17 protein-coding genes are annotated in these 25769 nt (G+C 50.8%); 2 read left to right on the forward strand and 15 right to left on the reverse strand.

Annotation, left to right across the window (positions count from 1 at the left end; genetic code table 11):
* Positions 1 to 29 precede the first annotated feature (29 nt).
* From CWB99_RS05885 to CWB99_RS05920, 8 genes are all read right to left on the reverse strand, one after another.
* Positions 30 to 2174 (reverse strand): TonB-dependent receptor, encoded by a 2145-nt coding sequence (locus CWB99_RS05885; protein WP_138552620.1) that lies wholly within the window; start codon positions 2172 to 2174, stop codon positions 30 to 32.
* A 132-nt stretch (positions 2175 to 2306) separates the two neighbouring features.
* Positions 2307 to 2768 (reverse strand): GNAT family N-acetyltransferase, encoded by a 462-nt coding sequence (locus CWB99_RS05890; protein ID WP_138552621.1) that lies wholly within the window; start codon positions 2766 to 2768, stop codon positions 2307 to 2309.
* A gap of 172 nt (positions 2769 to 2940) precedes the next feature.
* Positions 2941 to 4341, reverse strand: a complete 1401-nt coding sequence (locus CWB99_RS23985; RefSeq protein ID WP_171045272.1) for a hypothetical protein — start codon at positions 4339 to 4341, stop codon at positions 2941 to 2943.
* A gap of 156 nt (positions 4342 to 4497) precedes the next feature.
* Positions 4498 to 5364: a formyltransferase family protein gene (locus tag CWB99_RS05900; protein ID WP_212748500.1), complete on the reverse strand. Its 867-nt coding sequence runs from the start codon at positions 5362 to 5364 to the stop codon at positions 4498 to 4500.
* Positions 5365 to 5505: 141 nt separating this feature from the next.
* Positions 5506 to 9909 (reverse strand): SDR family NAD(P)-dependent oxidoreductase, encoded by a 4404-nt coding sequence (locus CWB99_RS05905; protein ID WP_138552623.1) that lies wholly within the window; start codon positions 9907 to 9909, stop codon positions 5506 to 5508.
* A gap of 2 nt (positions 9910 to 9911) precedes the next feature.
* A complete protein-coding gene (locus CWB99_RS05910; RefSeq protein WP_138552624.1) occupies positions 9912 to 15143 on the reverse strand; it encodes a non-ribosomal peptide synthetase in 5232 nt (1743 codons plus the stop codon).
* A 114-nt stretch (positions 15144 to 15257) separates the two neighbouring features.
* On the reverse strand, positions 15258 to 15461 hold the full coding sequence (locus CWB99_RS05915; protein ID WP_054014962.1) for an MbtH family protein: 204 nt from the start codon (positions 15459 to 15461) through the stop codon (positions 15258 to 15260).
* Between the two features lie 55 nt (positions 15462 to 15516).
* Positions 15517 to 17907 carry a penicillin acylase family protein gene (locus CWB99_RS05920; protein ID WP_138552625.1) on the reverse strand — a complete coding sequence of 797 codons (2391 nt, stop codon included), beginning with the start codon at positions 17905 to 17907 and terminating at the stop codon, positions 15517 to 15519.
* 359 nt (positions 17908 to 18266) lie between these two features.
* Between CWB99_RS05920 and CWB99_RS05925 the strand changes: the two genes are divergently transcribed.
* Positions 18267 to 18791, forward strand: coding sequence for an RNA polymerase sigma factor (locus CWB99_RS05925; RefSeq protein WP_138545153.1), 525 nt, complete (start codon positions 18267 to 18269; stop codon positions 18789 to 18791).
* Here the strand turns inward: CWB99_RS05925 and CWB99_RS05930 are convergent.
* A complete protein-coding gene (locus CWB99_RS05930) occupies positions 18788 to 19252 on the reverse strand; it encodes a TerB family tellurite resistance protein (RefSeq protein WP_249331742.1) in 465 nt (154 codons plus the stop codon). The two genes, CWB99_RS05925 and CWB99_RS05930, sit on opposite strands and share 4 nt — an antisense overlap.
* Before the next feature lie 53 nt (positions 19253 to 19305).
* Here CWB99_RS05930 and CWB99_RS05935 point away from each other — a divergent pair, with 53 nt between their 5' ends.
* The gene (locus tag CWB99_RS05935; RefSeq protein ID WP_138552627.1) at positions 19306 to 19704 is read left to right on the forward strand and encodes a hypothetical protein; all 399 of its coding nucleotides are present in this window, start codon (positions 19306 to 19308) and stop codon (positions 19702 to 19704) included.
* 50 nt (positions 19705 to 19754) lie between these two features.
* Here CWB99_RS05935 and CWB99_RS05940 read toward each other — a convergent pair whose 3' ends face one another.
* From CWB99_RS05940 to CWB99_RS24395, 6 genes are all read right to left on the reverse strand, one after another.
* On the reverse strand, positions 19755 to 20342 hold the full coding sequence (locus CWB99_RS05940) for a hypothetical protein (protein WP_138552628.1): 588 nt from the start codon (positions 20340 to 20342) through the stop codon (positions 19755 to 19757).
* A gap of 80 nt (positions 20343 to 20422) precedes the next feature.
* On the reverse strand, positions 20423 to 21022 hold the full coding sequence (leuD, locus tag CWB99_RS05945) for a 3-isopropylmalate dehydratase small subunit (RefSeq protein WP_138552629.1): 600 nt from the start codon (positions 21020 to 21022) through the stop codon (positions 20423 to 20425).
* Positions 21019 to 22422 (reverse strand): 3-isopropylmalate dehydratase large subunit, encoded by a 1404-nt coding sequence (leuC, locus tag CWB99_RS05950; protein ID WP_138552630.1) that lies wholly within the window; start codon positions 22420 to 22422, stop codon positions 21019 to 21021. Before leuC ends, leuD begins: the two co-directional genes overlap by 4 nt.
* A 32-nt stretch (positions 22423 to 22454) precedes the next feature.
* The gene (leuB, locus tag CWB99_RS05955; RefSeq protein WP_138552631.1) at positions 22455 to 23531 is read right to left on the reverse strand and encodes a 3-isopropylmalate dehydrogenase; all 1077 of its coding nucleotides are present in this window, start codon (positions 23529 to 23531) and stop codon (positions 22455 to 22457) included.
* Positions 23528 to 25075: a 2-isopropylmalate synthase gene (leuA, locus tag CWB99_RS05960; protein WP_138552632.1), complete on the reverse strand. Its 1548-nt coding sequence runs from the start codon at positions 25073 to 25075 to the stop codon at positions 23528 to 23530. The genes leuB and leuA overlap by 4 nt, the downstream gene beginning before the upstream one ends.
* Before the next feature lie 465 nt (positions 25076 to 25540).
* Positions 25541 to 25769: hypothetical protein (locus CWB99_RS24395; RefSeq protein WP_212748501.1), on the reverse strand; the 229-nt coding region annotated here is incomplete at its 5' end.

The raw sequence follows: 25769 nt of genomic DNA on the forward strand, positions 1-25769 counted from the left end.
CGCTTACGCGGGCATGATAGGCTTACAAATTAAAAGGTGTAGCTAAACGAGATACCCATGTTTCTTGGGTCCGTGTAGTCACCGTAAATAAATACGTCTGAGCCGGTTACCCGACCTGCACTGATCAAGCTGTCATGATCGAAGGCATTATTTACATAAGCATCGATACGCCAGTTTTCCTCAACATAGGCGGCAGAGAAATGAAACTCGGCGTAGTCGCCTGCCAGGTGCTCAGCTTTTTCACCCAGCTTGCTGTAATACTCACCCACATAGTTGCTACGCGCCGTTAATTGGAACTTGTCTGTGGCCCAGAATTCCAGCCCTAATCCAGCCGTGATATCTGCCGCCATTGGCAGCGCTTTGTCACGTACTGTTGGATTTTCAGCATTCGCTTCGTCAACCGTGCTGTCCATCCAGCCAAAGCTTGCCGACAAGGTCAGATCTGGGTTGATGGCGTAGCGCGCTTCAGTTTCAAAGCCGACGCTTTTTACTTTCGCCAGGTTAATGATGCTAAAGTCATTCGGGTTACCCGTTGGACCGGTACCGTAGTACTGGTAATCCTCGAAGTCATTGTAAAACACGTTTACCGCGAAGTTTAAGTCACCGTCCATAAGCGTAGAGCGCAAGCCGACTTCGAAAGTATCGACATACTCAGGCTCAAAAGTGTAATTGCTCATGCTAAACCAGTGGAAGTCACCGCCGCCCGAGCTATACCCTTTGCGGAAGCTGGCGTTGACTGTGATGTCATCGTTTAAATCGTGCAGATAGGCCAGTTTTGGCAGGTAAATGCGATTATCAACATCGGTGACAAATTCAATATTGGGCATGCCAAATCGTTTCGCCATTTCAGCACCGTCGAAGAGTCGATACTGCTCTTCGTCCTCGATACGGCCACCAACGACCACACGACCCTGATCGCTCACCTTGATGGTTGCCTCACCATAGATTGCCTGGTTTTCACTGTCATCAGTCCCTTTATAGAAACCTTCACGGAAGAAAGTCTGGTCGCGGTCATTCATGTACAAACCCAGATAACCACTGACAGTTTCATTACCCGTAAAGCTCACCTTCGCATCATAGGTTTTGCCACTGTCGTTCATGATCACATACCAAGGCTCCGGATACTGTCTGAACTCATAACGGTAGTCGGTATCTGACAACATGACTTCAAGGTTAATCGCATCATTGATCTCATAGCGTGTGCGCAAAGACCAACGATCATATTCTGTGTCTTTATCACGCGCATATGAGCCTGCGACTGGGCCCGCGGGTGTTGGTACCACCTGATAGGACACAACACGGTCTGATAACTGCGGACCAATTTTGGTATTTTCCGGATCATTGCCATTTAATACCGGTCCCTGGAAGCCCCAATGGCGCTCACCGGTTTCTTCACTGCGCGAGTAGTGTAGCAGCATATCTAAACCACTGAGTGCAGCAGGTTGCCATTTTAGCTTGATGTCCATGCGGGTATCTTCAAGCTCTTTTGGATTAAATGGATATACAATTAAAGGAGAGGTGCCTGTGTAATCCATGTAAGACTCACCTTCGTTACGCTGTACAGTGGCGCGCAGAGCAAGCTGATCTTCCAATAGTGGCACAGAGACCATGCCCGACAGTTCCGTGTTTTCGTTCAGGTCTGAATAGCCAATACGGGTTGCAGCTTCAAAATCAGTCAGTGAAGGTTCTTTGGTCTTGATGTAAACAATACCACCAATGCTGTTGCGGCCACTGTTTGACGATTGTGGGCCACGCAGAACTTCGATTTGCTCAACGTCCCACAGGCCAAAGTCACCGCTTAGCTTAGCAACAAACGGGTCTGAAACGCCGTCACGCATAACAGACACACGTGGTTTGGCACCCGATGAAAATGAACTAAAGCCCTGTGATACACCTTCACCTTGCAAGCCACGGATCGTCGGCAGGCTATCCGTAAATACAACGTTTGCAATGCCTGATAAGGCATCCAGCAGGGAATTAACCTGACCACTTTTCAGTTGCTCTTGATCAATAACGGCAATAGATGACGTGGTGTCTTTCAGTGAACGTTGTGTGTTTTCACCATACACCACTATCTGTTCAATCGACTTCAGGTCTTCTTTACTATCGTCTGCCATAACGGCATTGGAAACGGCGAGTGCGAGCGGCAGTAAACTGTATTTGAGTGGGTTCATTGTTTCATCCTAGTTGTATTTATGACACCCAGACGAACTCTCCCCGCACAAATTTAGTACGAATTATAATAATTATCAAAAAGATAACTTAAGCTGTATTTACTGGTAAATTTGCTACTCAACTGTTTACTTTTAAGACACGGGTTGGTGCAGTTTCATCTCCAGCAAACAAGGTCTGAATCCCGCTTTTTCATAGGCACGAATAGCGGCGGCATTGTCGCTGTAGACGTCTAAATAAAAATCATACACTGACTGATGATTACACCAAGCCATCAGCTTTGTCATGATCTGCTGATTGAGCCCTTTGCCACGATGCTCTGGGTGCACGTACATAAAGCCCAGATAGCCATGTTGTGCATGGTCAAGTTGCGCCTTGGAGTGACGGATTTGGGCATAGCCTGTTGCGATGATGCTGCCATCAATTGTGCCAACAATAAGATAACTATGCTCATCATTCAGCAGGGCAGGTAAATCATAGTAGTGTGCATTGTCTGCTTTAATGGCAGCGTTGAAAGGACGCTCAGCCTCAATGACGGCCTGTTCCAGTTGTTCAAGACGTGGAATATCTTCGGGAGTAGCAACTCGTATCTGCATCAAAGTACCTGTTGGTGTTAATTAAAGATGGTGCTCTACTGTCTCACAATCAGGGAACAGGATGCAAAGGTGCGGCACAGCGCGACTGAGCCTGAATAAGAAAAAAGCCACCTGGTTTTACCCGAGATGGCTTACTAACACTACAAAAATGGTTAAGCTCGATCTGCTTTGCTTAGTCGTCGTGATGATGTCCCTCTTCACTCTTGGCAATGCCAAGCCACACGAGTTTATTCGGTATCACATCCAGTTCGATGGTCTGCACCAACTCACCAGTCTCCAGATCGTACTTTTTAATTTGTTTCGCTATTGGATCAGTTACAAACACAGCATCTTCGGCATATGAGGGCGCCAGTGAAAAACCATGATCTTCAGGCATGTTTACTAAATCTGCGTCAGTAATCGTCACTTCATGCGCCACTTCCCAATGGTGTTCACCCTGGTGTTCGCCGTTTTGTTCTGCTTCGTGCTCGTGCCCTGACAGAATGCTCAGCTTACCCGCACTGTCGAGTGTCACTATGTGCTCACCATCATGGCTAAAGCCAAAATAGCTCAGGCGATGATTTTCAGTGACCTGCCACTCCAGCGCTTCCAGCTCCCCATCTTCCGGGTGCAACATAAACAACTGATTACTCGCACTTGCTATGAACTGCTCCTGCTCGTGATGCCCTTTTAATGCACCAACACGCATGCCCTCTGCAAAGCTTTCTGGGTTAGCCACTTTGGTTGCACTAAACGATTCACCCTGTTGCGTGATAATGGCGACACCATCACCACACCCAAATGCAACGGTGGTGTCGTTTTGTGCACTGCCGTGCAGCGCAGGACAGGTCACATTAAACACCTGTTCCTGATCGAAATGGTCATCATGTGCATGGTACAAAGCAATTTGTGAAGGCAAGACAGAGTCGCTCTCGCTGTCACGTAACGTACTGATCAGATACTCGCCTCTTGCCTGGGCTGCTCCATGCATGTGCGTGCTGTAATTCAGCTTTACGACTTGACTGCTCTCGCCGCTGATCTGCGCTTCACCAAACATAGCGACAGACGCCGTTTGCTGAGTGTCTGCATCGCCATCAGAAAAGACGGCAATCCCGCCTTCATTCACGGTAACATGGGTCGGCTTAGTTGATGTCAGCTGCAAAGACACATTACCTGGGGCATCTTCATGATTGTGAAAGTGATCGCCATGAGCTTCTCTGTAGAGGCCACTGTCAACGAACTCTACCATGCCTTGCTCACGCTGGACCAAAATGGCATAGCGGTGGTTTTCAGACCCGTAGGCATATTGTGGTGCATACGTCAGGCCCACTGATTCAATCAGACTTTGCTCTGCGGCAGAGTAAATATTGACTACGTTGCTCTCGCTACTGGTGACCAGCAAGCGACCCGCGACATCTTTGATTTCTTCGTCATGGTCGTGCGTTTCTTCACCCGCTGTATTTTCGTCTTCCGTTACCGATTCATCAGAAGACACAGCCTGTTGCGTTTTGGTTACCTGATGGTCTGTACCACCACAAGCCGACAATAAGATTGCAGATACAGCTGCAGCCAATACTTTTGCTCTGAAAATCATCAATACTACTCTACAGTTAATACGTTATATTGTAACAATATAAACATGTTATAATATCACATAACCAAACGCAAGAGCCGAACTCTGTAAAGTGTGTTTTTCAGACAAATTGCAGGTGAAGAAAGGCAATGGGCACATCCCATTACCTTGTTACTATCAGGCAGGCTCAGCGTCAGCTGCTACAGGCTTGGGTAAGCGTTGCTCTGCCAGTAACTTCAAGCCTTTGATCATGGCGGGGAAAAGGCTCTGCTGAAAGTTATTCCAGCGCATCTCGATAATGGTATCGTCCGGATTAATATGGGTATCCATTACATCGGTGATCACCGGACCTGAATCGATCCCCTGATCAATATAGTGGAAGGAAGCCCCTGTTTTATCTATCACCGGAACGCTTACGGTTTCTCTCGTCGCCCAATTAGTGACTTTCTGACCACGTGCCCCATAAAGCGCATCCAAAGTCGCGGTCGCACCGCGGCGCTGATAAGGAGAGTCAGCGCGCGTGATCCCCGGGTGAATATTCACTATTTTATTGTGGTATTTGCTGTGTGCACTGGCTAAGTCGTCCAGGATCAGGATGAGTCCATCCAGTAAAACAACATCGGCCTGTAGTGCATCTAGCTGCGCTTCCAGACGTGCCTCAAACTCTTTTTTCCCTGCCACACGCTCAGGTGAGTTCAGCGGTGTTTTGCGATAGCTCGATGGAATATTCTGCAGTAGCTCATCCACCGGCTGACCCTGAATGTTAAGTGACTCCGGGTAGATCCAGGGACCTTTTGAGGTACCACGCGCCAGGCCATAGTCTTGCAGCTTGCGCTGATCAGGCCCATGACTCAGATCGTCATCGAAAATCACGGCTTTCAGCGCGTACTGCTGACCCAAAGAGGTTGTATTCAGCTGCTCCACCAGGTGCTCAAGCGGAGACATCATGTAACGCTGCTCCCCTTTGTACTCAACCATACGCCCGGCCTGATCGGCCGCCGCATTGCGTAGCGAGCAAATATATATCAAGTTCAGTGTTTTCATCATTTATCCAGATTATTATTTATCTTTGCGCTGTACATCCGTTGCACAGTGCACCAGTAAGACGCTCGCTATCGGAGTTTTTTTAACGCAAAAAAAACGGCCTCACCAGGAGACCGTCATCTGATATCTGACCAAACTGAATTATTGCTGTAGCTGAGCCACCAGCTGCTCTTCAATCATATATGCCAGGTTATCTATGGTCGGATCTTCGAAAAAGGCGGCAGGTTCCAGTTCAACACTGAACATTTGCTTGGCCTTCGCCAGCATCTGAATTGCCACCAGAGAATCACCACCCAACTCCAGCAAGCTGTCAAAAATACCGATTTCGTCAAAGCCCAGATACTCAGCCCATAACGTAGCCAGTTTATGTTCCAGTTCACTTTCCGGTGCTTCGAACTCGACCGCCAGCTCCGGGCGAGCATGACCTTTTGGCTTGTTTAACCGTGTCAGAATAGCCTGCTCGGTAGCGCGCGTTGCACTGACAAGTTGTGTCCACTCAGTGCTGGCGCAGTACACCTGCGGCTGTTTCACATCGATGGCTTTATCGAACAACTGACAAGCCGTATCCGGCGTCAGACCCAGCCCGTCCGCCAACTCAATATTGGCAGCCATACCGGTACTTTGCCACGCATCCCAGTTCAGTACTTTCACAGTAAAAGAATGTGACTGCTGCGCGACGGCGTCCAGATAACTGTTTGCTGCACAATAATCACTTTGAGCCATGGCGCCGAGTACGGAAGCTAAAGAAGAGCACAGTACCATAGTGTCCAGCTCAGACTCTGCAAACAAAGTCAGCAGGTTTTGCGTTCCCTGTACTTTCGCAGCTGTACTCTGAACGACCTGCTCAGCGCTTAGCTGAGTAACCAGCCCACCGCCAGGCAAACCGGCAGCATGTACCACCTGAGATATAGAAGAAAGCGGAATTGATGCCGCGTCGAGCGCCGTGCGCATGGCCGCTAAATCGGTCACATCGGCACTAAGTATTCGCAGCTGTGGGCACTGGGCATGAATGTCGAGTAGTTGCCGATAACGCGCACGTTGTTGTGGGGTTTGCTGTTCATCTTCCGCCAGCTGTACCCACTGTGCGCTGTCAGGCAAGGACTGACGAGTCTGTAAGACTAAACTATGGCCCTGTTGCGCCAGATGTTTTGCCAGTGCCAGGCCTACACCCCCTAATCCACCGGTGATCAAGGTACATTGTGGCTTTGTCGTCGCTTTCACTGTGCCTGTTTGGGTGCGCACAGCGCACTGAGACTGGGTAAAGCGATGTGTACCACGATAGGCGATTTCACCACGGGCATGGGCTAAGTCTTCCCGCAGTGCTGCAATCAGTGCAGGGGCCGGGCTTTTCACCATCGCCTCGGTGAGTGCCAGCACCTGACAGCTTTGCTGTGCTTCTTCCAGTGGTGCCACGCGTGACAGCCCAAGCACCGAGGCCTTGGCCGGATTGACAGTCTCATCACCTAATACGTTAAACAGATCGCTTGCCAGTACACTGAGTGGGCGTCCGCCCAGAGACAGCAGCCACTGTAACACGGGCAGAAGCAAGTTGTATCCCAGTGTGTCTGACGAAAGCGCTGCCGTCAGGCGTGTATCAATCACCTGTTCGAACGACCCAATGGCCTCACCAAGTTGCGCCAACTGCTCGGTCGAGCCTAAATCAAGTCGATAAGCTTGTTCGTTGATGCAGCTAAAGGCCTCCCCCTGCCAAACCTGAGTGACCTTTGCCCCAGCCTGATGCAAAGCCTCACTCAGCTGGCTGACCAGTGGCGTATCCACCGCGATCAGCAACAGATGTTTATCCTGCAAATCACGGTGAGTGTGTTCAAGTTCAACCACTTGTTGCCATTGTGGTACATACAGCTGAGACTCAGTATTCAGTGCATTGTCTGCTGAGAATGTGGCGGCCTCAAATGGCTTAGGTTCAACCCAAAATTCGCTATCCGCGAACACATAGTCAGGCAAAATATTCGCCTGACCGTGCGGACGCTCTGTTACCTGTGACCAGTCGATGGCACACCCTAGCTGCCAAAGCTTGCCAAGGGTTTTAGCAAATGGCGGTAACGGCGCTTTGAGGTCGCGCGCATGAGACACCGAATGCAGTGCAACCACACTGTCGCCCAAAGTTTGTCTGGCAAGCTTTTGCAAGGTATCCCCGGGTCCGGCTTCGATGAGCACATCACATCGCTCAGCCAGCGCACTGACACCGCTCACAAAATTAACGGGCTGGCGGATATGATCTAACCAGTACTGAGCCGAACAAGCCTGCTCTGCTGTGATCCAGGTGCCAGTCACATTCGACACAAACGGCGTGTGTGGCGCCTGAAGTGGTGAGGTGCTCAACACCTGTTCTAACGTACCCGCAAACTCAGGTAATACAGCTTCAGTCAGATGGCTGTGGAAGGCATGAGAGACATGCAGTCGGGTGGTCGCAATATCCGCCACTTTGAGCTCGCCCTGGAGTGATTTTATTGCCTCACGGGTACCAGCGACAACCGTATTGGTCGGGCTATTCAGTGCCGCAATATCCAGCTCCTCATTCAGGTAAGGCGCAACCGCCTTGCCATCAGCCATAACCGATAACATGCTGCCAGGTGCCATGCTCTGTAAGACCTCACCACGCGCAGCCACCAGTCGCGTTGCCATCTCCAGGGTCATCACACCCGCCAGGCAGGCCGCAGCATACTCCCCAATGCTGTGTCCCAGCATCGCCGTGATGCGAACACCGTGTGCTTGATAAGCTTTTGCAGTCGCATAAGCCACCACAAACAAAGCTGGCTGAGTGATCCGAGTTTGATTGAGCAATTGATTGGCCGTCAGGATCTCGTTGTCTGCTGGGCTAAATACACTGTTCAGCTCGGCTCTCAGCGCGTCCGGGAAGTGTCTCATCACCTCGTTAAATGCCGCCTTAAATGCAGGCACATCACGCAACAAAGGCTGAGCCATAGTGACATACTGAGATCCCTGCCCTGAAAACATGAGAGCCACTCGCGGCGCCGTCGCTTTGTCACCTTGCGGTTCACGTAGTAACTGAGCAATTGCCTGCTCTGCACTGTCTGCCACACACGCATAGCGTACAGCCAGAGCACTGCGCTTGTGTTGCAGCTGAGCCGCAAGCTGGGCAAATTGCTCTGGGGTACACTGCAGCGCATCGGCCAGCGCTTGCGTCTGACGCATCAAAGCGGCCTGACTGCTGGCACTCAGCGGTAACACTTGCCACGGCGTTGATGCGCTTACTTCATTTGTCTGCTGGTACGTATACTCCTGCAAAATCACATGGGCATTGGTGCCCCCCATGCCCAATGAGCTGACCGCAGCGCGCCGTGGTCCATTGCTTTGCCAGGGCTTGAGTGTATCGTTGACGTAAAACGGGCTGTTCGCAAAATCAATTTTGCTGTTCAGCGGCTGACTGTGCAAACTTGGCGGCAACTCCTGGTGACGCAGGGCCTGAACCGCTTTGATAAGGCCCGTGATACCTGCGGCCGCATCAAGATGGCCCAGGTTGGTTTTAACAGAGCCAATGGCGCAGTACTGTTTTGTATCGCTGGCGTATGCCTGGCTCAGTGCGGCGATTTCAATCGGGTCGCCCAACTCAGTACCCGTGCCATGTGCTTCGATATAACCAACGCTGTGCGGTTCAATATCTGCAAACTCCAGTGCCGCCATGATGGCGTTGGCCTGCCCTGTCACACTGGGGGCAGTGTAACCCACTTTATCACGACCATCGTTATTGATTGCTGAGCCTCTGATCACAGCCAGAATGTGATCGCCCTCTTGCTGAGCTTCCGCCAAACGCTTGAGGACCACGGCCGCACTGCCGCTGCCTATCAGAATACCGTCGGCCTGCTCGCTAAATGCACTCAACTGACCCGACGGTGACAAGCTGCCGCCCGCTGGCGCATGATAACCCTGATCCTGCGCCAAATTCAGCCATACTCCCCCGGCCAGGGCAGAATCACACTCAAAATTCTGCAGGGCACGGCAAGCCATATGAACAGCAACCAAAGACGTAGAGCAGGCAGTCTGCACTGTGACGGCTGGCCCTTTCAGATCCAGTTCATAACTGACCCGGGTAGCAAGTGAGTCTTTGTCGTTACCATTGGTCAGCGCCAGTAAACTGGTGATATCACGTGACTGACCCTGTAATAAGTTTTGCATCAGATAGGCAGGCACACCACACCCGGCATATACACCGGTCTGCTCTCCCAGTGACAGCCCGGCATGGGCCATTGCATGCCAGCAAGTTTGCAGAAAATGGCGTTGCTGTGGATCCAGTTGCTCAGCCTCTTTCGGTGTATATCCAAAGAATTCGGCATCGAACTGTGCGAGCCGCTCAAACGGGACACCGCGCTTAACATAATCCGGGTCCGTGAGGTCGGATTCGCTCACCCCGGCACGACGCAATGCCTCGTCGTCATAACTTTGTACCGCGCACTGCCCGGCGCGAATGTTGTGCCATAAGGCATCGACGTTATCCGCATCGGGGAAACGTCCCGCCATCCCGACGATGGCAATATCCAGTTCACTATACTCATGTTCTGACATGTTTATGATTCTCTTGCTTTTCGTTTGCGAGCGGCGACGGCGCCCATGCCGCGACGCTGTTTGGCACCACTTTGGGTGCTGCTTGTTTGTGACGCAACCGTCCCGGACTGTTCCAGGTAGGCTGCCAGGCTGGCAATACTGGGATAGGCGAATAAATCGGTCAGCTGCAGCTGGCTAAACTGAGGTTTTAAGTCATCATATACAGCCATCAGTAATAACGAGTGACCACCCAGGTCGAAGAAATTGGCGTTCAGATCCAGCTGCTCCGTGGCCAGATGTTTGCGCCACACCGTCTCCAGTGCCAGCTCAATGTCACTACTGGCCGTATTCGAGACCATGCTGGGTGAAGCCTGGACCTGAGGCAGCTGTTGTCGCTCAAGTTTGCCGCTGGCATTAATGGGCAGCTGTGCCAGCACCACAATATGTGACGGCACCATGTATTCTGGCAACTGCTCAGCCAAAGCGCGCTTGAGTTTAGCCGCATACTCTGGGTCATTGTGACGTTCACTTTGCACATAGGCGACCAGGCTCAGCGCCTGCGCTTGCTGCTGGGTGATCACAACGGCTGCGGTTACATCGGGTAACTGCGTCAGACGCGTTTCAATCTCGCCTAACTCAACTCTGAAACCACGAATTTTCACTTGATGGTCACTACGCCCATGATAGTGCAGTGCACCGGCTTGCCAGCTGACCAGATCGCCACTTGCATACATGCGTCCTCCGTCATTGGTAAACGGATCGGCAATAAAGCGCGTCGCGGTCTGAGCGGCACGTTGCCAATATCCACGCGCCAGCATCTCGCCGCCTATATACAGTTCGCCGACTTGCCCGTTCGCGACCGGTTGCAAGTTGTGATCCAGTACGTACAGACGGCGCCCGTTCAGAGCATGTCCCAGCGGCACGGACTCTCCGGGAGTCAGTGCCCGGCAGTCATAAATCGCCGCTTCAACAACTATCTCAGTGGGCCCATAGGTATTGAGTAAGCGGACGTCACCCAGACCGGCTTGTCGCCAGTCCGATATCCCCTGTTCAGACATGGCCTCACCACCAGAGTGAACCTGTCGCAGCCGCGGCAGTGACAAGGGGGTTGTTGCAGCAATACGCGCCCAACTGGCGGCAATGCTACGCCAATAGGCCGCACTCAAGTCCATGACCGAGATACCGTGACGCTGAGCTTGCTGATACAAGGTCTCGGCATCCCACAAACTATCACCTCGCAGCACCACAGTTGCACCCACCGTCCAGCTTGGGAACACTTGCTCTACAAAGGCATCAAAATTGATGGTGGCAAACTGCAACACGACGTCATCAGGCGTTAAATTGATAAAGTCAATCGCCGAGCCGATATAGCTCGCCAGCGCCTGATGCTCAATCGACACGCCTTTGGCCTGACCGGTCGAGCCTGAGGTGTAATTTAAATACGCCAGTGAATGTGAATGATGAGACCACTCAGGCGACTGACTATGCTCGTGGTACTCGCTCAGTAAAGTGACGGGTGAAATCACCGGTACAGACAGCGCAAAGGGCGTGCTGTCACCCAGTACAGCAGCACAGCCACTGTCGTCTATCATATGGGTGAGTTTGGCTTGCGGGAAATTCGGGTCAAGTGGTAAGTAAGCGGCATTGGCTTTGAGGCAGGCCAGCACCGAGGCCAGCATCAGCGGCTTACGCGCCTGCATGATACCAATCACTTCACCTGAAAGGCCCTTACCAACAAGACCGTTGGCCAGCCGGTTCGCGGTCTGCTCCAGCCATGTATAACTGTAGTGCTGATCTTCAAAGATCACCGCAGTATCATCGGGATTTTGCTTGGTATATTCACTGATTGCACTCAGCCAGTTTCCTGCCTGTGCAACCACCTGAGGCCCTACTGCAGCATCCGACATAGTCATCGACTCAGCCTGCAATGACCAGTTACCTATGGCCAGCTCTGCCTGCTGTGGCAACTGGTTGAGTAACTGCTGATATGCATCACACAATCGGGCAATGGTCGATGTCTGATACAATGCCTGGTTATATTGTAGTTCGATAGTCAGCTGTCCCTGACCATCCAGTCGGGAATCAATACTGAGGTCAAACTGGGCCTGCTGCTGCAGGGACTGTGCGCTGGTCGTTGTCGTGCCCGCTAAGGCCAGCGCATCTGTCACGTCCTGCTCCAGATGGTTATACATCACCTGGAATAAAGGCGTCTGCCCTAATGATCTGTGCGGATTGAGTACTTCCACCAGCTTTTCAAACGGGTAGTCCTGATGACGTTGCGCCTCAAGTGCCGCAGTCTTGCACGCTCTGAGCAGCTGAACAAAACTTTGCTCCGGCGCAACAGCGCCACGGATCACCTGGGTATTGATAAAAAAGCCAACCAAATTATGTAGCTGAGCCAGGTTTCGGTTTGCTACGGCAACGCCGATCTGCGGCTGGCGTTTACCACTGACACGGTAAAACAGCACCTGCAAGCTGCTCAGCAGTAGCATAAACAGGCTCGCATTGTTGCCATGTGCCAGTTGTTGCAGCTTGTCGGTGTGTTTGTGGTCCAGTGTAAATTGCATTACACCCAGTGGCGCAGTCAGATCTGCGCCTCGCGCTCGCTCTGGCGCGAACAGCTCTTCATCTCCCTGACCATCCAACCTTTGCTGCCAATAAGCCAGCTGCGCAGCAGCCTGCTCAGATCCCAGCCACTCTCCCTGCCACAGGGCAAAATCACCGTAGTGAAGGGCGTCATTCTGAGTCGGCGCACTCGGTGCGTTGGCACACAATGCATTGTACTGACGGGTGACCTCCGCCAGGATCAAGTCGAAGCTCCAGGCATCGCTGGCAATGTGGTGCATAACCAGCACAAGCCTATGCTGCTGTTCAGAGTGCGAAATCAAAGCTGTGCGGAAGTTTTCCCCTTTGTCCAGTGCGAAAGGTTGCTGCGAAATTTGTTGTTGTATTGTCTGAGCTTGCGCTGTGGGATCGGCGGCATCGCTAATATCGTGCTCTTGCCACTGCAATGGCTGCTCAGTGGTGCGTTGACGCCACTGATCCGTTGCATTTTTGAAGTACGCCTGACGCAGAGCCGGTTGTGATTCAAGCACTTTAGCACAGGCCTGTTTAAGCAGCTCAGGCTGAATACTCCCCTGCAACTCTAAAGTAGCACCAATATGATAGGCACTGCTTTGCGGTTCCAGTTGCCATAAGAACAACTGCCTTTGTTGCTGGGTGCTCAGCGGATAATCAGCCAACTGTGACGCCACCAGCTGAATGCCAGGTGTCGCCTTTGCTTCTCTGACCAGCTGACAGAAATCTGCAAAACGGTGCGCCGCAAACAGGCTGCTGGGTTCAAGCTGACAGTCCAGCTCACTTTGGATCAAGGCCAGCAGTTGAGCGGCTTTAATTGAACTGCCACCAAGCGCGAAGAAATCGGCATCATCATGATTCACCGGATAACGTAATACACTTTGCCAGTGCTGAGCCAATTGCTGCGTTAGCGCATCCCAGTGCGACGTATCCGCACCTGACGAGACGCTGTTGAGTGTTTGTAACTGAGTGAGATTAAAATCACCATAACTGGCCAGTTCACCCGCATTACGCAATTTCAGGCAAGCGCTGCGCTGCAGCTTGCCACTGGAAGTTTTAGGCAGGCCGCCCTGATCTAACAACAAGATCAACTCTGGACAGGCACCGAACTGCTCGGTAATAAAGTCGCGAATAATCAATGCTGTTTGCTCAGCAGGTATGTCATTGCGATAGCTATTACTGGTTTCAATCGCCAGGCCAATTCCTTCGCCACTCTCTTTGCTGGGCACCGGGAAGGCAGAAACACGCCCTTTGCGCACAAAACTTAGCTCGGCTTCAATGGCCCGTTCAATATCCTGAGGATAAACATTATGACCATTCATGATGATCAAATCTTTTTGTCGACCAGAAATATAAAGCTGACCGTCAAAAACATAGCCGACATCACCGGTTCTCAACCAGCGCTTACCTTCGCATTCAACAAACGTCTCCTGTGTCGCTTGCTCATTTTGCCAGTACCCTAAAGCAATGCTCGGCCCCGCAGCCCAAATTTCACCAATGTCTCCGTCAGCCAATGCACGCTGCGATTGCGGGCAAGTGATCCGCACTGAATGTTTGCTGGCAGGCTTACCGCAGCCTACCTGATGACTGTAAGCGTCGGTATCACGAAGATCTTTGGCCTCAACCTGATTAGCCTGCCCCTCTGCCAACCCCTGATTATCGAATGCACGGATAACCGCACCGCCGCCAGCCTCTGTACCGGTTACCATCAGGGTGCCCTCAGCCAACCCATAACACGGATAAATGGCAGACGTTTTCACGCCCTGAGGTGCAAAGCGCTCTGCAAAATCCAGTAAGGTATCGTGGCGGATCGGCTCAGCGCCGGAGAAAGCGACACGCCAGCTGCTTAAGTCGAGCCCTTCCAGCTGTTTTTCACGCACACGCTCAAGACAAAGACGATATGAGAAGTCTGGCCCCCCGGAGATAGTTCCTCCATACTCGCTGATCAGCTGCAACCAACGCGCCGGGCGTTCCATAAAATAGCGTGGCGAGCACAGTACGAGGAGATAACCGGTATAGATAGGTTGTAATAGTCCACCGATTAGCCCCATGTCATGAAAGAGCGGAAGCCAGCTCACCGAGACGTCTTTTTCGCTGGTTTGCATTCGTTCGGCAATGGCAACTTCATTGGCTAACAAGTTGCCATGACTGACCATCACCCCTTTGGGCTTAGCTGTTGAGCCAGAGGTGTACTGTAAAAACGCAATGTCATCGCTAAGTGCCGGATAGCGCGGCGCTGCTGGCGCATCCCCCGTCAACTCATCAACCACCTGTACCACCACTTCGCTCAGAGACTCACACATAGCTGAAACCGTATCAGCAAAGCGGCTGGTCGTCAGAACCAGTGTTGCACTGGCATCTTCTGCAATACCCACTGTCCGGGCAATATGTTGTGCTTTCGTTGACTCGGGTGGAAAACTCGGAATGGCAGTCACACCCAGATACTGGCAGGCAAGAAAACTGGTGACATACTCGATACCAGTGTCCATTAAGATCAGTGCTCTGTCACCTGCATTTACATGCGCCTGAAGGTGGCCCGCAAGCCATACGCTCTGCTCATAAAGAGCCAGATAGCTCCAGCGGGTATGGGCTTTTTTATCCACACAAACTAATGCTGTTTGCTGAGGTTTTTGCTCAGCATGACGGGCAAGCTGATCCATTATCGTCGTGGCGGTCATGGGATACTCCGTAAAACATACAGACAGGGAGGCAGGGGCATACAATCCCCTGTATTAGCCAGGTGCGCATCACTATGAGTACCTCAATACCCATCACAATACGCGAAAGAAGAGTTACTGCTCCATTGCCTGGCGAAGGCTGAGTGGACGCATGTCGGTCCAGTGTTCATTGATGTAGGCCAGACAGGTCTCTTTATCACCTTCCACACCCACGTCTTTCCAGCCACCCGGAACGCTTTTATAGCTGGGCCAGAGTGAATATTGCTCTTCGTGGTTGACCAATACCTTGAAGGTGCCATTTTCATTGTCAAAGCTCATCATATTCTCCAAAAATCAGACTGTCGGCATAGTGACGCGCGACAGCCTGGGTTTTTTAGTCTTTTTTCACAATAAGTTTGGTACTGCTGATGGCACTGAGCGCAATTTGCCAGGGGTAAAATGGCAAGGTGATCAGACCGCCTTGTTGGGCATAGCGCCGGCTACTGTCACTGAAGTGCACTGAGTCACGGTTAGCGCTTTGAGAATGAAGTAACAAGCCTTTGGCCACAGGCCCCCAGTAATCGAAGCCCACCACCATCATCCAGCTGGAGCCATAGTTAACCTCATAACCGTCACGGGTTAATTCAGACCACAACGGCTGACCGTCAACTATGCTGGTCAGTGGCGTGGGAGCGGGCTTGGCAAAGCTGGTGAGATCCATGCCATTGGCCGGGGCAAACATGTTAAATCCACCGCTGCTGTGATCTGGACCAGGCCAGGCCATACGCTCGCTTCCTTTGCGCAGGTATTGGATCTCGCCGTAAGGTGCATCCAGTGCGAATCCATAATGTTGTAAATTAACACCAGCACTCAGCAGCTTCTCAAGAATAGTGCGCTCACTTTTCAGGGTGTGTGGCGTGGTGGTTGGCTGAGTTGCGTCAAACGGTACAACGAAATCCTGGCTCGTATCCAGCGCTCTAAAAAACTCTCGGGCAAGGTGGGCGGCTTTAGAATCCAGGTTAAATTGGCCATCCCATTGTGAAAATGCCGCACAGATAGGGTCCACCTGAGCGCTGACTTGCTCGCTTAACACCAGGGTTTGACCGCCATAGTGTTGACACAGGCCTGCAACCACCGCTCGTTGATCGGCATAATAACTGCCATTGCCCAGTATGACTTTTTCTAACTCAGACAAGTCAAAACGGCCATCCCGGCCACGCTGCGTATTAAGCAGCGCATGTGCGTACCGGCTGCGTTCTGATTGCTTTGCATCTACCTTGCCAAATAAGGGAGACACATCCCGGATGGGTTGCTCCGGATTGGATAACCAGAATGAATCATTGGAGTTTTGTACATAATCACGACGCCTGAGAGAAGGAGACTTATCGAAGTCGATGGCACCATTAAATATCATATCGCTGCGATCACCAGGCAATACAACCTGGCCCGTCGACGCAAACACTGCGGCTGTATATGGATCGGTGCGCAGCCACTCCAATGCCGCCGGTGATAAGTTTGGCACGTTGGAGTCATCGGTATAAAACGTCTCTCCCAGCCTGTCAGCGGCGAGTGTATTGTTAAAGGATAATCCATTATAACGTGCTGATGCTGCTGCTAATTCATCTATTGAAGCAGCTTTATTGTAAGCGAGCCAATGATCTATGGCCTCAAAGTTCTCCAGATTGACATCACGAACAGCAAAGGCAACACTCCCTTGCCAGGGGAAATTTTGTGTGTCTTCCAAAAGAAAGCCAAAATGGGTTGCATAAGCGGTGTGCTCATATGTATCGATACCACCAGCGGTTTTCACCGGTATCTGAATCTGACGGGTTTGTAGATCGCGCCACTGTCCTTCGTACCGATAACGAAGCGGGTTACTCGGGTCTATCGTCAGGCGGTAAAACACATGGTGCAAAGCACTGGAAAAAGTGTGCGTCCAGGTCAAATTGCGGTTGAAGCCGATATTCACAATGCCGGGCACACCAACGATAGATGCCCCCATCACATCCAGCTCCCCCGGGACCGTCGCATGATGCGTCCAGAAACGGGAGTTACCATGAAACGGAAAATGCGGGTTGGCCAGTACCATACCTCGCCCGTTGGCAGTGACCGACTGACCCAGTGCCCATCCATTGGAGCCTTGAGTGATATCACCGACAGACTCAGACACCACATCAACTCCGCTCAGACTATCAGACTGAGGTGGCGCAGCCTGGATCAGCATAGGCAACATGCGCCCTAAGCTGCCTTGTACGCTCATCAGCACTAAACTTGATACAACGTCTTGTGCGGTGATGGGCTTAACCCAGGGCTGATCTCGGCATGCCTGATCCAGTGTTTCACGACCTGCTGCGACTTCGCTCAGAAAGTGGTTATACCCAGCTGCAAAGCCTTCCGCCAGCGCCTTACTGTTGTCAGACATCTGATTGTAGTGCTGCGCAACGCGCCCCGGTAAATCCAAGATCCGATACCCGATGTCTGAATATAAATAGTAATTATCCTGGCCCCTGCGGTGCGCCCCCAGGTATTTCGCCCGCTCTCCTCGCTGACGCAAATAACCATCGGCCAGTATGCAGCCATGATCCTGCGCCTGTGCAAAGGCATTACCATATCCAAGTCCATACAAAGTATCTGCTTTTACGTGGGCAATACCCAGGTGCGTGCGAGTGATCCTAACAGATTCCTGAGCGTTAACATGTGCTGGTGTGGAGACAGCTTGTTGAGCCGCAACAACGCCGCCCAGGCAGATGGATATACCAGCCATACTCAACTTAAAAAAATTCATATTAATCCTTTTGATTACTAGTTATACAGCAGCATATGGCGATAGTTTTCGCCATATGCCCTCCTTGTAGACGTCATAAAAGATTAAAAAAAACAGGGCAGGCAACTAAATAGTGTTAGGTCCAGTGATCATTACTATGACAATTATTTGAAATTCAAACACAAACATACTCGCCACATCACCATCAATCCACAGAGCAATAGGCCAGCTAACCTCCTGCAGAACACACTTTCGCAATATTTGCTACAACAATCAGAAACACACTTGACTTGTGAATACAAAATATAAATAATGCGCAACTGATAACTATTATCATTCGTTATAACGGATCTAAATCAAATACATCAGGAGAAATTACCGTGCCGCAATCGCAAGAAAAGTGGTCAAATGTCATTGCAGAAAACGAAGCCAAGCTACTCGCTTATCTGAATAATATTCTGCGTTGCCCCTATCTCGCTGAGGATGCGTTACAAGACACCTTTATTCGCCTGTCTGGTATGTCAGCCTGTCAAAACTGCCAGGTTAAAAACTCCAAGAGCTTTTGCTATCAGGTTGCCCGCAACATTGCTATCGATATGCTGCGTAAGCAGAGTCGGGAAAGTCTGGTTGATATGGAGTCCGTGCACGGCGAACACTTTGATGATGAAGATTCCAACATTGAAACACGCTTTATTGATGAGCAATTGTCAGAGAAGGTAAACCACACCATTGCTAAGCTCTCAACACGTCACCAAAATGTGGTGAGCTTTTACCGAGATGGCCGGTTAAAGCAAAAAGAAATTGCGCAAATGTATTGTATTTCCCCAACCCTAGTTAACTTTCTGATTAAAGAAGCCATTCAGTCTTGCAAAACCGAGTTGGGGACGGCGCAGCTTACCCATTAATCAGCAAGCTTGAGTTGCTGACGGGCGGTGAGTTTTGCCGAAATAAAGTCGGCATGTGCTACATAGAGCAGACCCGCTATTTTTCTGACCATATGTTCTTCATGCGGGTCCAGGCGACCATCAGCATAGGCAACCAGCCAAAGCAGCTCAATCACTTCTATGCGCTCAAGCTCGCCGGTATGGTCATTCACGACCCGTACAAAGCGATGTAAATCTATGGCTTCATTCACCATTTCAATCGCCTGATCGCGGATCAGTTCACTGGCCTGTGTGGAAATCCCACTGTGCTGAGTCAGTAGCCGCGCTATCATATGGCACTCATCGGTATGTACTTCACCGTCTGCACGCATAATTTCAACCATCAGCGCCGCTAATGCGGTGGTAAAATCGGGAGCCTGATCAGAATCGGGTTGCTCAGCCAGGGTATTAATGAACTTTCTCAGTTGCGCAAACAAGTGCACCTCCTAAATATGTTACACTTCAAGCAAGACGATAATGGATTAGCAGGTTTTGTATGCCACACTTCTGTTTTAAAACAACTCGGGCAATCAAACAACAACGGCGCTTACCTCTTCTGGCCGCACTCTCTTTACTTGTCAGTGCCTGCAGTAGCTACACATCTCCGCCTAATGGCGTAGTCGAAAAGCTTTACGACTTCGATCACAAAGTGCACTATGAACAAATTAAGTATAATGACGACCACTACTATTTACAGATAAAATCGGATAGTTATCAGCACTTTTTGCAACAAAGTGTGTTTTTACTAAGACACAGCCAACGTTTATGTCAGGGTCAGTTACCACAACTGGTGCTGATCGAGGGCATTCAGGGCTTTGATCGACTACCCACCTATCCCAGACCGTATGAGCCTGACTTGCAAGTTGAAGTTCGCTGTGTGAAAAACCCGCAGTGATACCACTTGCTTAGCTCAGTGCCTCGCACTGAGCCTGCAACATACTTGTGTTAATCCTGATAACCCCAAGGCGCTTTGGGTGCCTGGACGGGTTTAGTCAGGTCAAAATCAACTCTAAACTCACGCCCTTCTCTGACCAGGCGGTAAGTAAAGCGTTCATCGTAAATGTACATTTGCCAGGTGTTGCCAACTGACTGTGGAATGCCGCGCTGCACAAACAGCTCTTTTGAGTACTGATCCGCCGGGAAAGACTGAACGTTGTCATAGCCCGCATCGACCGTATGGCCACCGTACATAGTCGACTCATCATCACTGCCATCCTTATGTCGGTGGTCGTGCTTCAGACTCAGGCCGCTGCCTGTTTTGGTAATGATCCAGGTGCGCGAGGCATTTTTTCCAACATGAAACGGTATTTGCAGCTCCTGATCGTTGCAACGGCGTACATGCATGATCAGGCGTGCATCACTGAACGCACTGGGCCCCTGATTGTCGACTGTCACCTTGCCTTCATACGCTTTACCACAGTGTTGTTTAATTTGAGCAAAGAATGCATCATGCGTGGGGATAGATACTAAAGGCGCCGGACGTGCCATGACAGCACCACTGACCAGCAAAGCAGCTGCATAAACAAGTTTCATATCAATGTTCCTAAAAATAATAAAGGCCGCAGCGTAATCCACTTAGCGGCCTTTGCCAATTAAATGCGGTGACCAAACAGCTACTGCCAGGGACGTGCGGCCTGAAGCTGTTGTTCAAACGACTCTATCTGAGCGTTCAATTGCTCGGTCTCACCAATAAAGTCCAGTCCACTGAGAAGTCGCGCTTTAATGTCCGGGCGAACGTCAAATGCAATCGGGGCAAAGTACTCACTGCGCAGTTGCTGTTGTGCTAAGTCAACTTCAATCTGAATATCTGCCTGGCGCTCACACAAGCCAAACAAGCTATCCAGCGTGCTCGCAGGCAAACTAATGCAAAGCATCTGATTATTGCCACAATTGTTGAAAAAGATATCGGCAAAGCTCTGTGCCAAAATCACAGTAAAGCCATATTGTTTTAATGCCCATGGCGCGTGCTCCCGAGAGGAACCACAGCCAAAGTTATCTCGCGTCAATAAGATACTGGCGCCCTGGTATTGCGGTGCATTGAGAATAAAACTCGGATCCGGCTCGCCCTGTTCAGTGTAGCGCCAGTCGTAAAAGAGCGCCTTATCAAACCCTTCTCTGCTGGTTGAGGTTAAGAATTGCTTTGGAATGATCTGATCCGTGTCGACATTGTTTTTATCTAACGGTGCAAGTAGTCCGCGGTGAAATACGCTCATGCCTGCTCTCCCTGAATATCTGTGAAGTGACCCGCAATCGCAGCAGCCGCAGCCATCGCCGGACTGACTAAGTGAGTTCTGCCACCGCGCCCCTGGCGACCTTCAAAATTTCGGTTGGAGGTCGAAGCACAGCGCTTGCCCATCCCCAGACGGTCGTCATTCATTGCCAGACACATGGAACACCCCGGCTCTCGCCACTCAAACCCAGCCGCCATGAAGATATCCGCCAGACCCTCTTGCTCAGCCTGCTGTTTTACCAAACCAGAACCTGGCACAATCAAAGCTTCAACACCGCTGGCCACCTGTTTACCCGCAACGACCTGAGCGGCGGCGCGCAAGTCCTCAATGCGGCTATTAGTACACGAGCCTATAAACACCGTATCTACTTTGGCATCGGTTAGTTTCTGGCCCGCGCGCAGACCCATGTAACGCAGTGCACTGCGCATGGCCTCGGCTTTAATTAAATCCGGCTCAGTTTCAGGATCCGGAATAGCCTCATCAATCCCGATCACTTGCTCGGGGCTGGTGCCCCAGGTTACCTGTGGCTGGATCTCGTCAGCACTGATGATCACTTCACTGTCGAAGACGGCATCAGGATCTGAATGCAAGGTTTGCCAATAGGCGACAGCCTGTTCAAAGTCTTTCCCCTGTGGCGCGAAGGGGCGGCCTTTGAGGTAATCGTAGGTGGTTTGATCCGGGGCGATCAATCCGGCCTTAGCACCCATTTCAATGCTCATGTTACACAGAGTCATCCGTGCTTCCATCGACAAAGCTTCTATGGCTGTACCACAAAACTCCGCCACAAAGCCTGTGCCACCGGCCGTGCCCAGTTTGCCGATCACGGCCATGATCAGATCTTTGGCCGTGACGGTTGGCCGTAGCGTGCCTGTGATCTCAATTTTCAGTGATCTGGCTTTCTTCTGCTGCAGCGTTTGAGTTGCCAGCACGTGCTCCACTTCAGAGGTGCCGATGCCATGAGCCAATGCGCCAAAAGCACCATGTGTTGAGGTGTGGCTGTCGCCACACACGATAGTCGTGCCTGGTAGAGTGATCCCTTGCTCAGGTCCCATCACATGCACTATGCCTTGGTTCACTGAGTTCAGATCATAAAGTTCAATGCCGAACTCCTGACAGTTCTTTGCTAACGCCTGAAGCTGATTCTTGCTGACTTCACTTGCCGCATCGATGGAACGACTTTTGGTCGACACATTGTGATCCATGGTCGCAAAGGTTTTGTGCGGACAGCGTACCGTACGATTCTTTTCACGCAGGCCAGCGAACGCCTGAGGCGATGTAACTTCATGCACCAGGTGCCTGTCTACATACAGTAAATCGGTTTGCTCGTTAATACTGGCGACCACATGGGCCTGCCAGATTTTGTCGTATAATGTTTGTGCCACTTGCTACATCCTGTTGTTAATCTGAGATCAGGTTAAATTCGCTCAACAATTGCATGAGCCACGTCCAGGGTGGTATAGCCAGCTTCCGGGTAAATATCCGGTGTGCCCACGCCAGCGGCGACGGCTTCCGCCACAGCCTTTTCAATGCGTCTTGCCGCCTCATCCTGTGCCAACGAATAACGTAGCATCAGCGCTGCACTGAGGATCTGTGCGATTGGGTTGGCAATGCCTTTACCTGCGATATCGGGCGCAGAACCACCGGCTGGCTCATACAGACCAAAACCCGATTGATTCAGACTCGCTGACGGTAGCAAACCCATTGAGCCCGTGATCATGGCGCACTCATCCGACAGGATGTCACCAAACAAGTTGTCACACAGCAGCACATCAAACTGCCCCGGCTGTTTAACCAATTGCATCGCGGCGTTATCAATGTAGATGTGCTCCAGCTCTACATCCGGGTAATCTTTACTTACCTCACATACGACTTCACGCCATAGCACGCTCGATGCCAGCACATTGGCTTTATCAACCGAGGTAACCCGATTACTGCGCAGCCTTGCCGCTTCAAACGCAAAACGGGCAATCCGTTCAATTTCTTGGCGACTGTAACGCTGAGTATCAAAAGCCGCTTCATCTGGCCCCGACCCTTCGCGACCCTTTTCACCAAAATAGATACCACCAGTGAGCTCGCGAACACATAAAATATCAAAGCCTTGCTGACTGATGTCAGCCCGCAGCGGAGAGGCTGCGCTCAGTGCCGGCAACAATTGAGCCGGGCGTAGATTGCAAAACAAGCCGAAGTGTTTTCTCAGCGGTAATAAGGAAGCGCGCTCAGGCTGCTCCTGAGGCGGCAAATGCTCCCACTTAGGCCCGCCGACTGAACCAAACAAAATCGCATCCGATGCTTCGCAGGCTGCCAGTGTTGCTGGAGGCAACGCGGCGCCATATTCATCAATGGCCGCACCACCGATAGCATGGTGTTGGCGCTGTAAGCTGATACCAAAGACTTCACTGACTTTATCGAGCACCAGCTCAGCGGCTGCCATCACCTCAGGTCCAATACCATCTCCGGCTAATACGGCTATCTGATAATTTGATTGACTCATCCTGCTTTCCTTTGTTGTTTCAAACTCGAGACCTTGGCGGCTCGGTGAATTAAGTTATAAACGTGGATCATGGCGTGCACTGAGGCTTCTACTACATCAGCAGCCAGTCCGGTACCGTGGTATTGACGGCCATCATATTTAGCTATCATATCGACCTGTCCTAGTGAACTTGCCCCCTGGCCGGTGGCATCCAGGTTATACTCAACGATGTCAACGGCCTTTCCGGTGATCCGCTCAAGCGCCAGAAATGCCGCTTCTACCGGGCCATTACCCGTGGCTGCTTCCTGCTTAAGCTGCTCACCCATTGCAATCCCAACGGTTGCGCTGGCAATGGACTGAGAATTCGAGGACGCATTCACAAATTGCAGCTGGTAAAAACCGTCTTTGTCGGTAATTTGATTAAAGTGGATCATCGCTTCAAGGTCGTAGTCATATACTGTGCCTTTCTGATCAGCCAGTGCTAAAAAGCTCTCGTAGAGTGAGTCCATATCATAATCAGATTTTTGATAGCCCAGTTCGCTCAGGCGGTGCTCGATAACATGGCGACCAGAGCGTGAAGTCATATTCAACTGGTTATTTGGCACGCCTACGGTTTCAGGAGACATAATTTCATAGGTATTTTGCGCCTTTAATACACCATCCTGGTGGATGCCAGAGCTATGAGCAAAGGCGTTTTCACCCACGATAGCTTTATTTGGCTGAACCGGCATATTGCAGATCTTGGCAACCTGACGTGATGCCCGATATATTTCTTCGCTGCGAATTTCACACCCTACTTGTAAGTGGTCTTCTCTCATTTTCAGGATCATGGCGGCTTCTTCTAATGAGCAGTTACCGGCACGCTCACCAATGCCATTAATGGTACACTCAATCTGTCTGGCACCGGCTTGAACAGCCGCTATCGAGTTTGCCACGGCCAGACCTAGATCATTGTGACAATGTACGCTGAGTCGTGCTTTATCGATATTTGGCACATTGTTACGGATATGGTGGATCATTGCTGCATATTCATCAGGTGTTACATAGCCCACTGTATCAGGCAGGTTTATGGTGCTGGCTCCTGCGTCGATAGCTCGCTCAACAACGCGACATAAATCATCAAACGGGGTTCGACTGGCGTCCTCACAGGAGAACTCCACATCATCGGTATAGTTACGCGCTAGCTTGATAGATTTCACCGCCATCTCGGTTGCATCTTCCAGGGACATTCTCAGCTTATGCTCAAGATGCAACGGGCTTGTCGCTATAAAGGTGTGAATACGACGTTTCTCCGCGGGTCTCAGCGCCTCACCACAGGCTTCAATGTCTTTACTGACAGCACGAGCCAAGCCGCAAATGCTCGGTCCACTGATTTCTCTGGCAATGCGCTGTACGGCACGAAAGTCCGCCGGACTTGAAACCGGAAACCCAACTTCCATCACATCAACATTTAAACGACTAATGGTATGCGCGAGTAGAATTTTATCCTCTTCGGTCAGACTGGCTTTCAGCGCCTGCTCTCCATCTCTTAATGTTGTGTCGAATATCCAAACCTTGTCTTGCATACCTGATGTCCTCGTTTAAGCATAAAAAAACCCCGCACAATGTGCGGGGTTTATCGTGTTGCTGCCCTTACGCGCAACTACGCCCCGCTCTTACAGCTAAGCAGCAAGAGGTTAAGCAATAGTGACAACGTAATAATTTGCATTTGGGCACTGGTCCTGTTGATGAATTGCCTATGTTTTAACATGGCCTAAAACATCAGATCAAGCATATTTATTTCACAAAAGTCAATTTAAAGCATGACTTAAGGGGCTTTTAATTCAAACAAGGGAGCTTTAATGGTATTTCCATACCTAAACTATAGAGTCTTTAGAAGTTGAACGCATTAGAGTTTGAAACTAGGGTGATTTAAATTTATTGAAAATAGGGTCAATTATTTTATTGGCCTCCGTGAAGAGACTGAGTTTGCTGTGTCTGCGACTTGTTCGAACAGCAACTCACACTATATCCGACTCCACTCTGCGCCCTTACGCTGCTTTGTCGTTGTTCTGAGGTTGATCCAGGCCCGACTCGTTAGTGTGTTTGGTAAGGAGCCATGCCATGCATTTGGTGTGGCCTTTTGGTAGATCCCGCATCAAGTGCGGGGTGACGGTAGTGTGGGCTTGTATGAATGGAGAAATACATGACACTACGTCAGAAATCGCTCTGCACATCATGAGAGCAAAGAGTATGTTTGAGCCGACGTATTTACTACAC

The sequence above is a fragment of the Pseudoalteromonas rubra genome, from assembly GCF_005887095.1.
Classification (GTDB): domain Bacteria; phylum Pseudomonadota; class Gammaproteobacteria; order Enterobacterales; family Alteromonadaceae; genus Pseudoalteromonas; species Pseudoalteromonas rubra_E.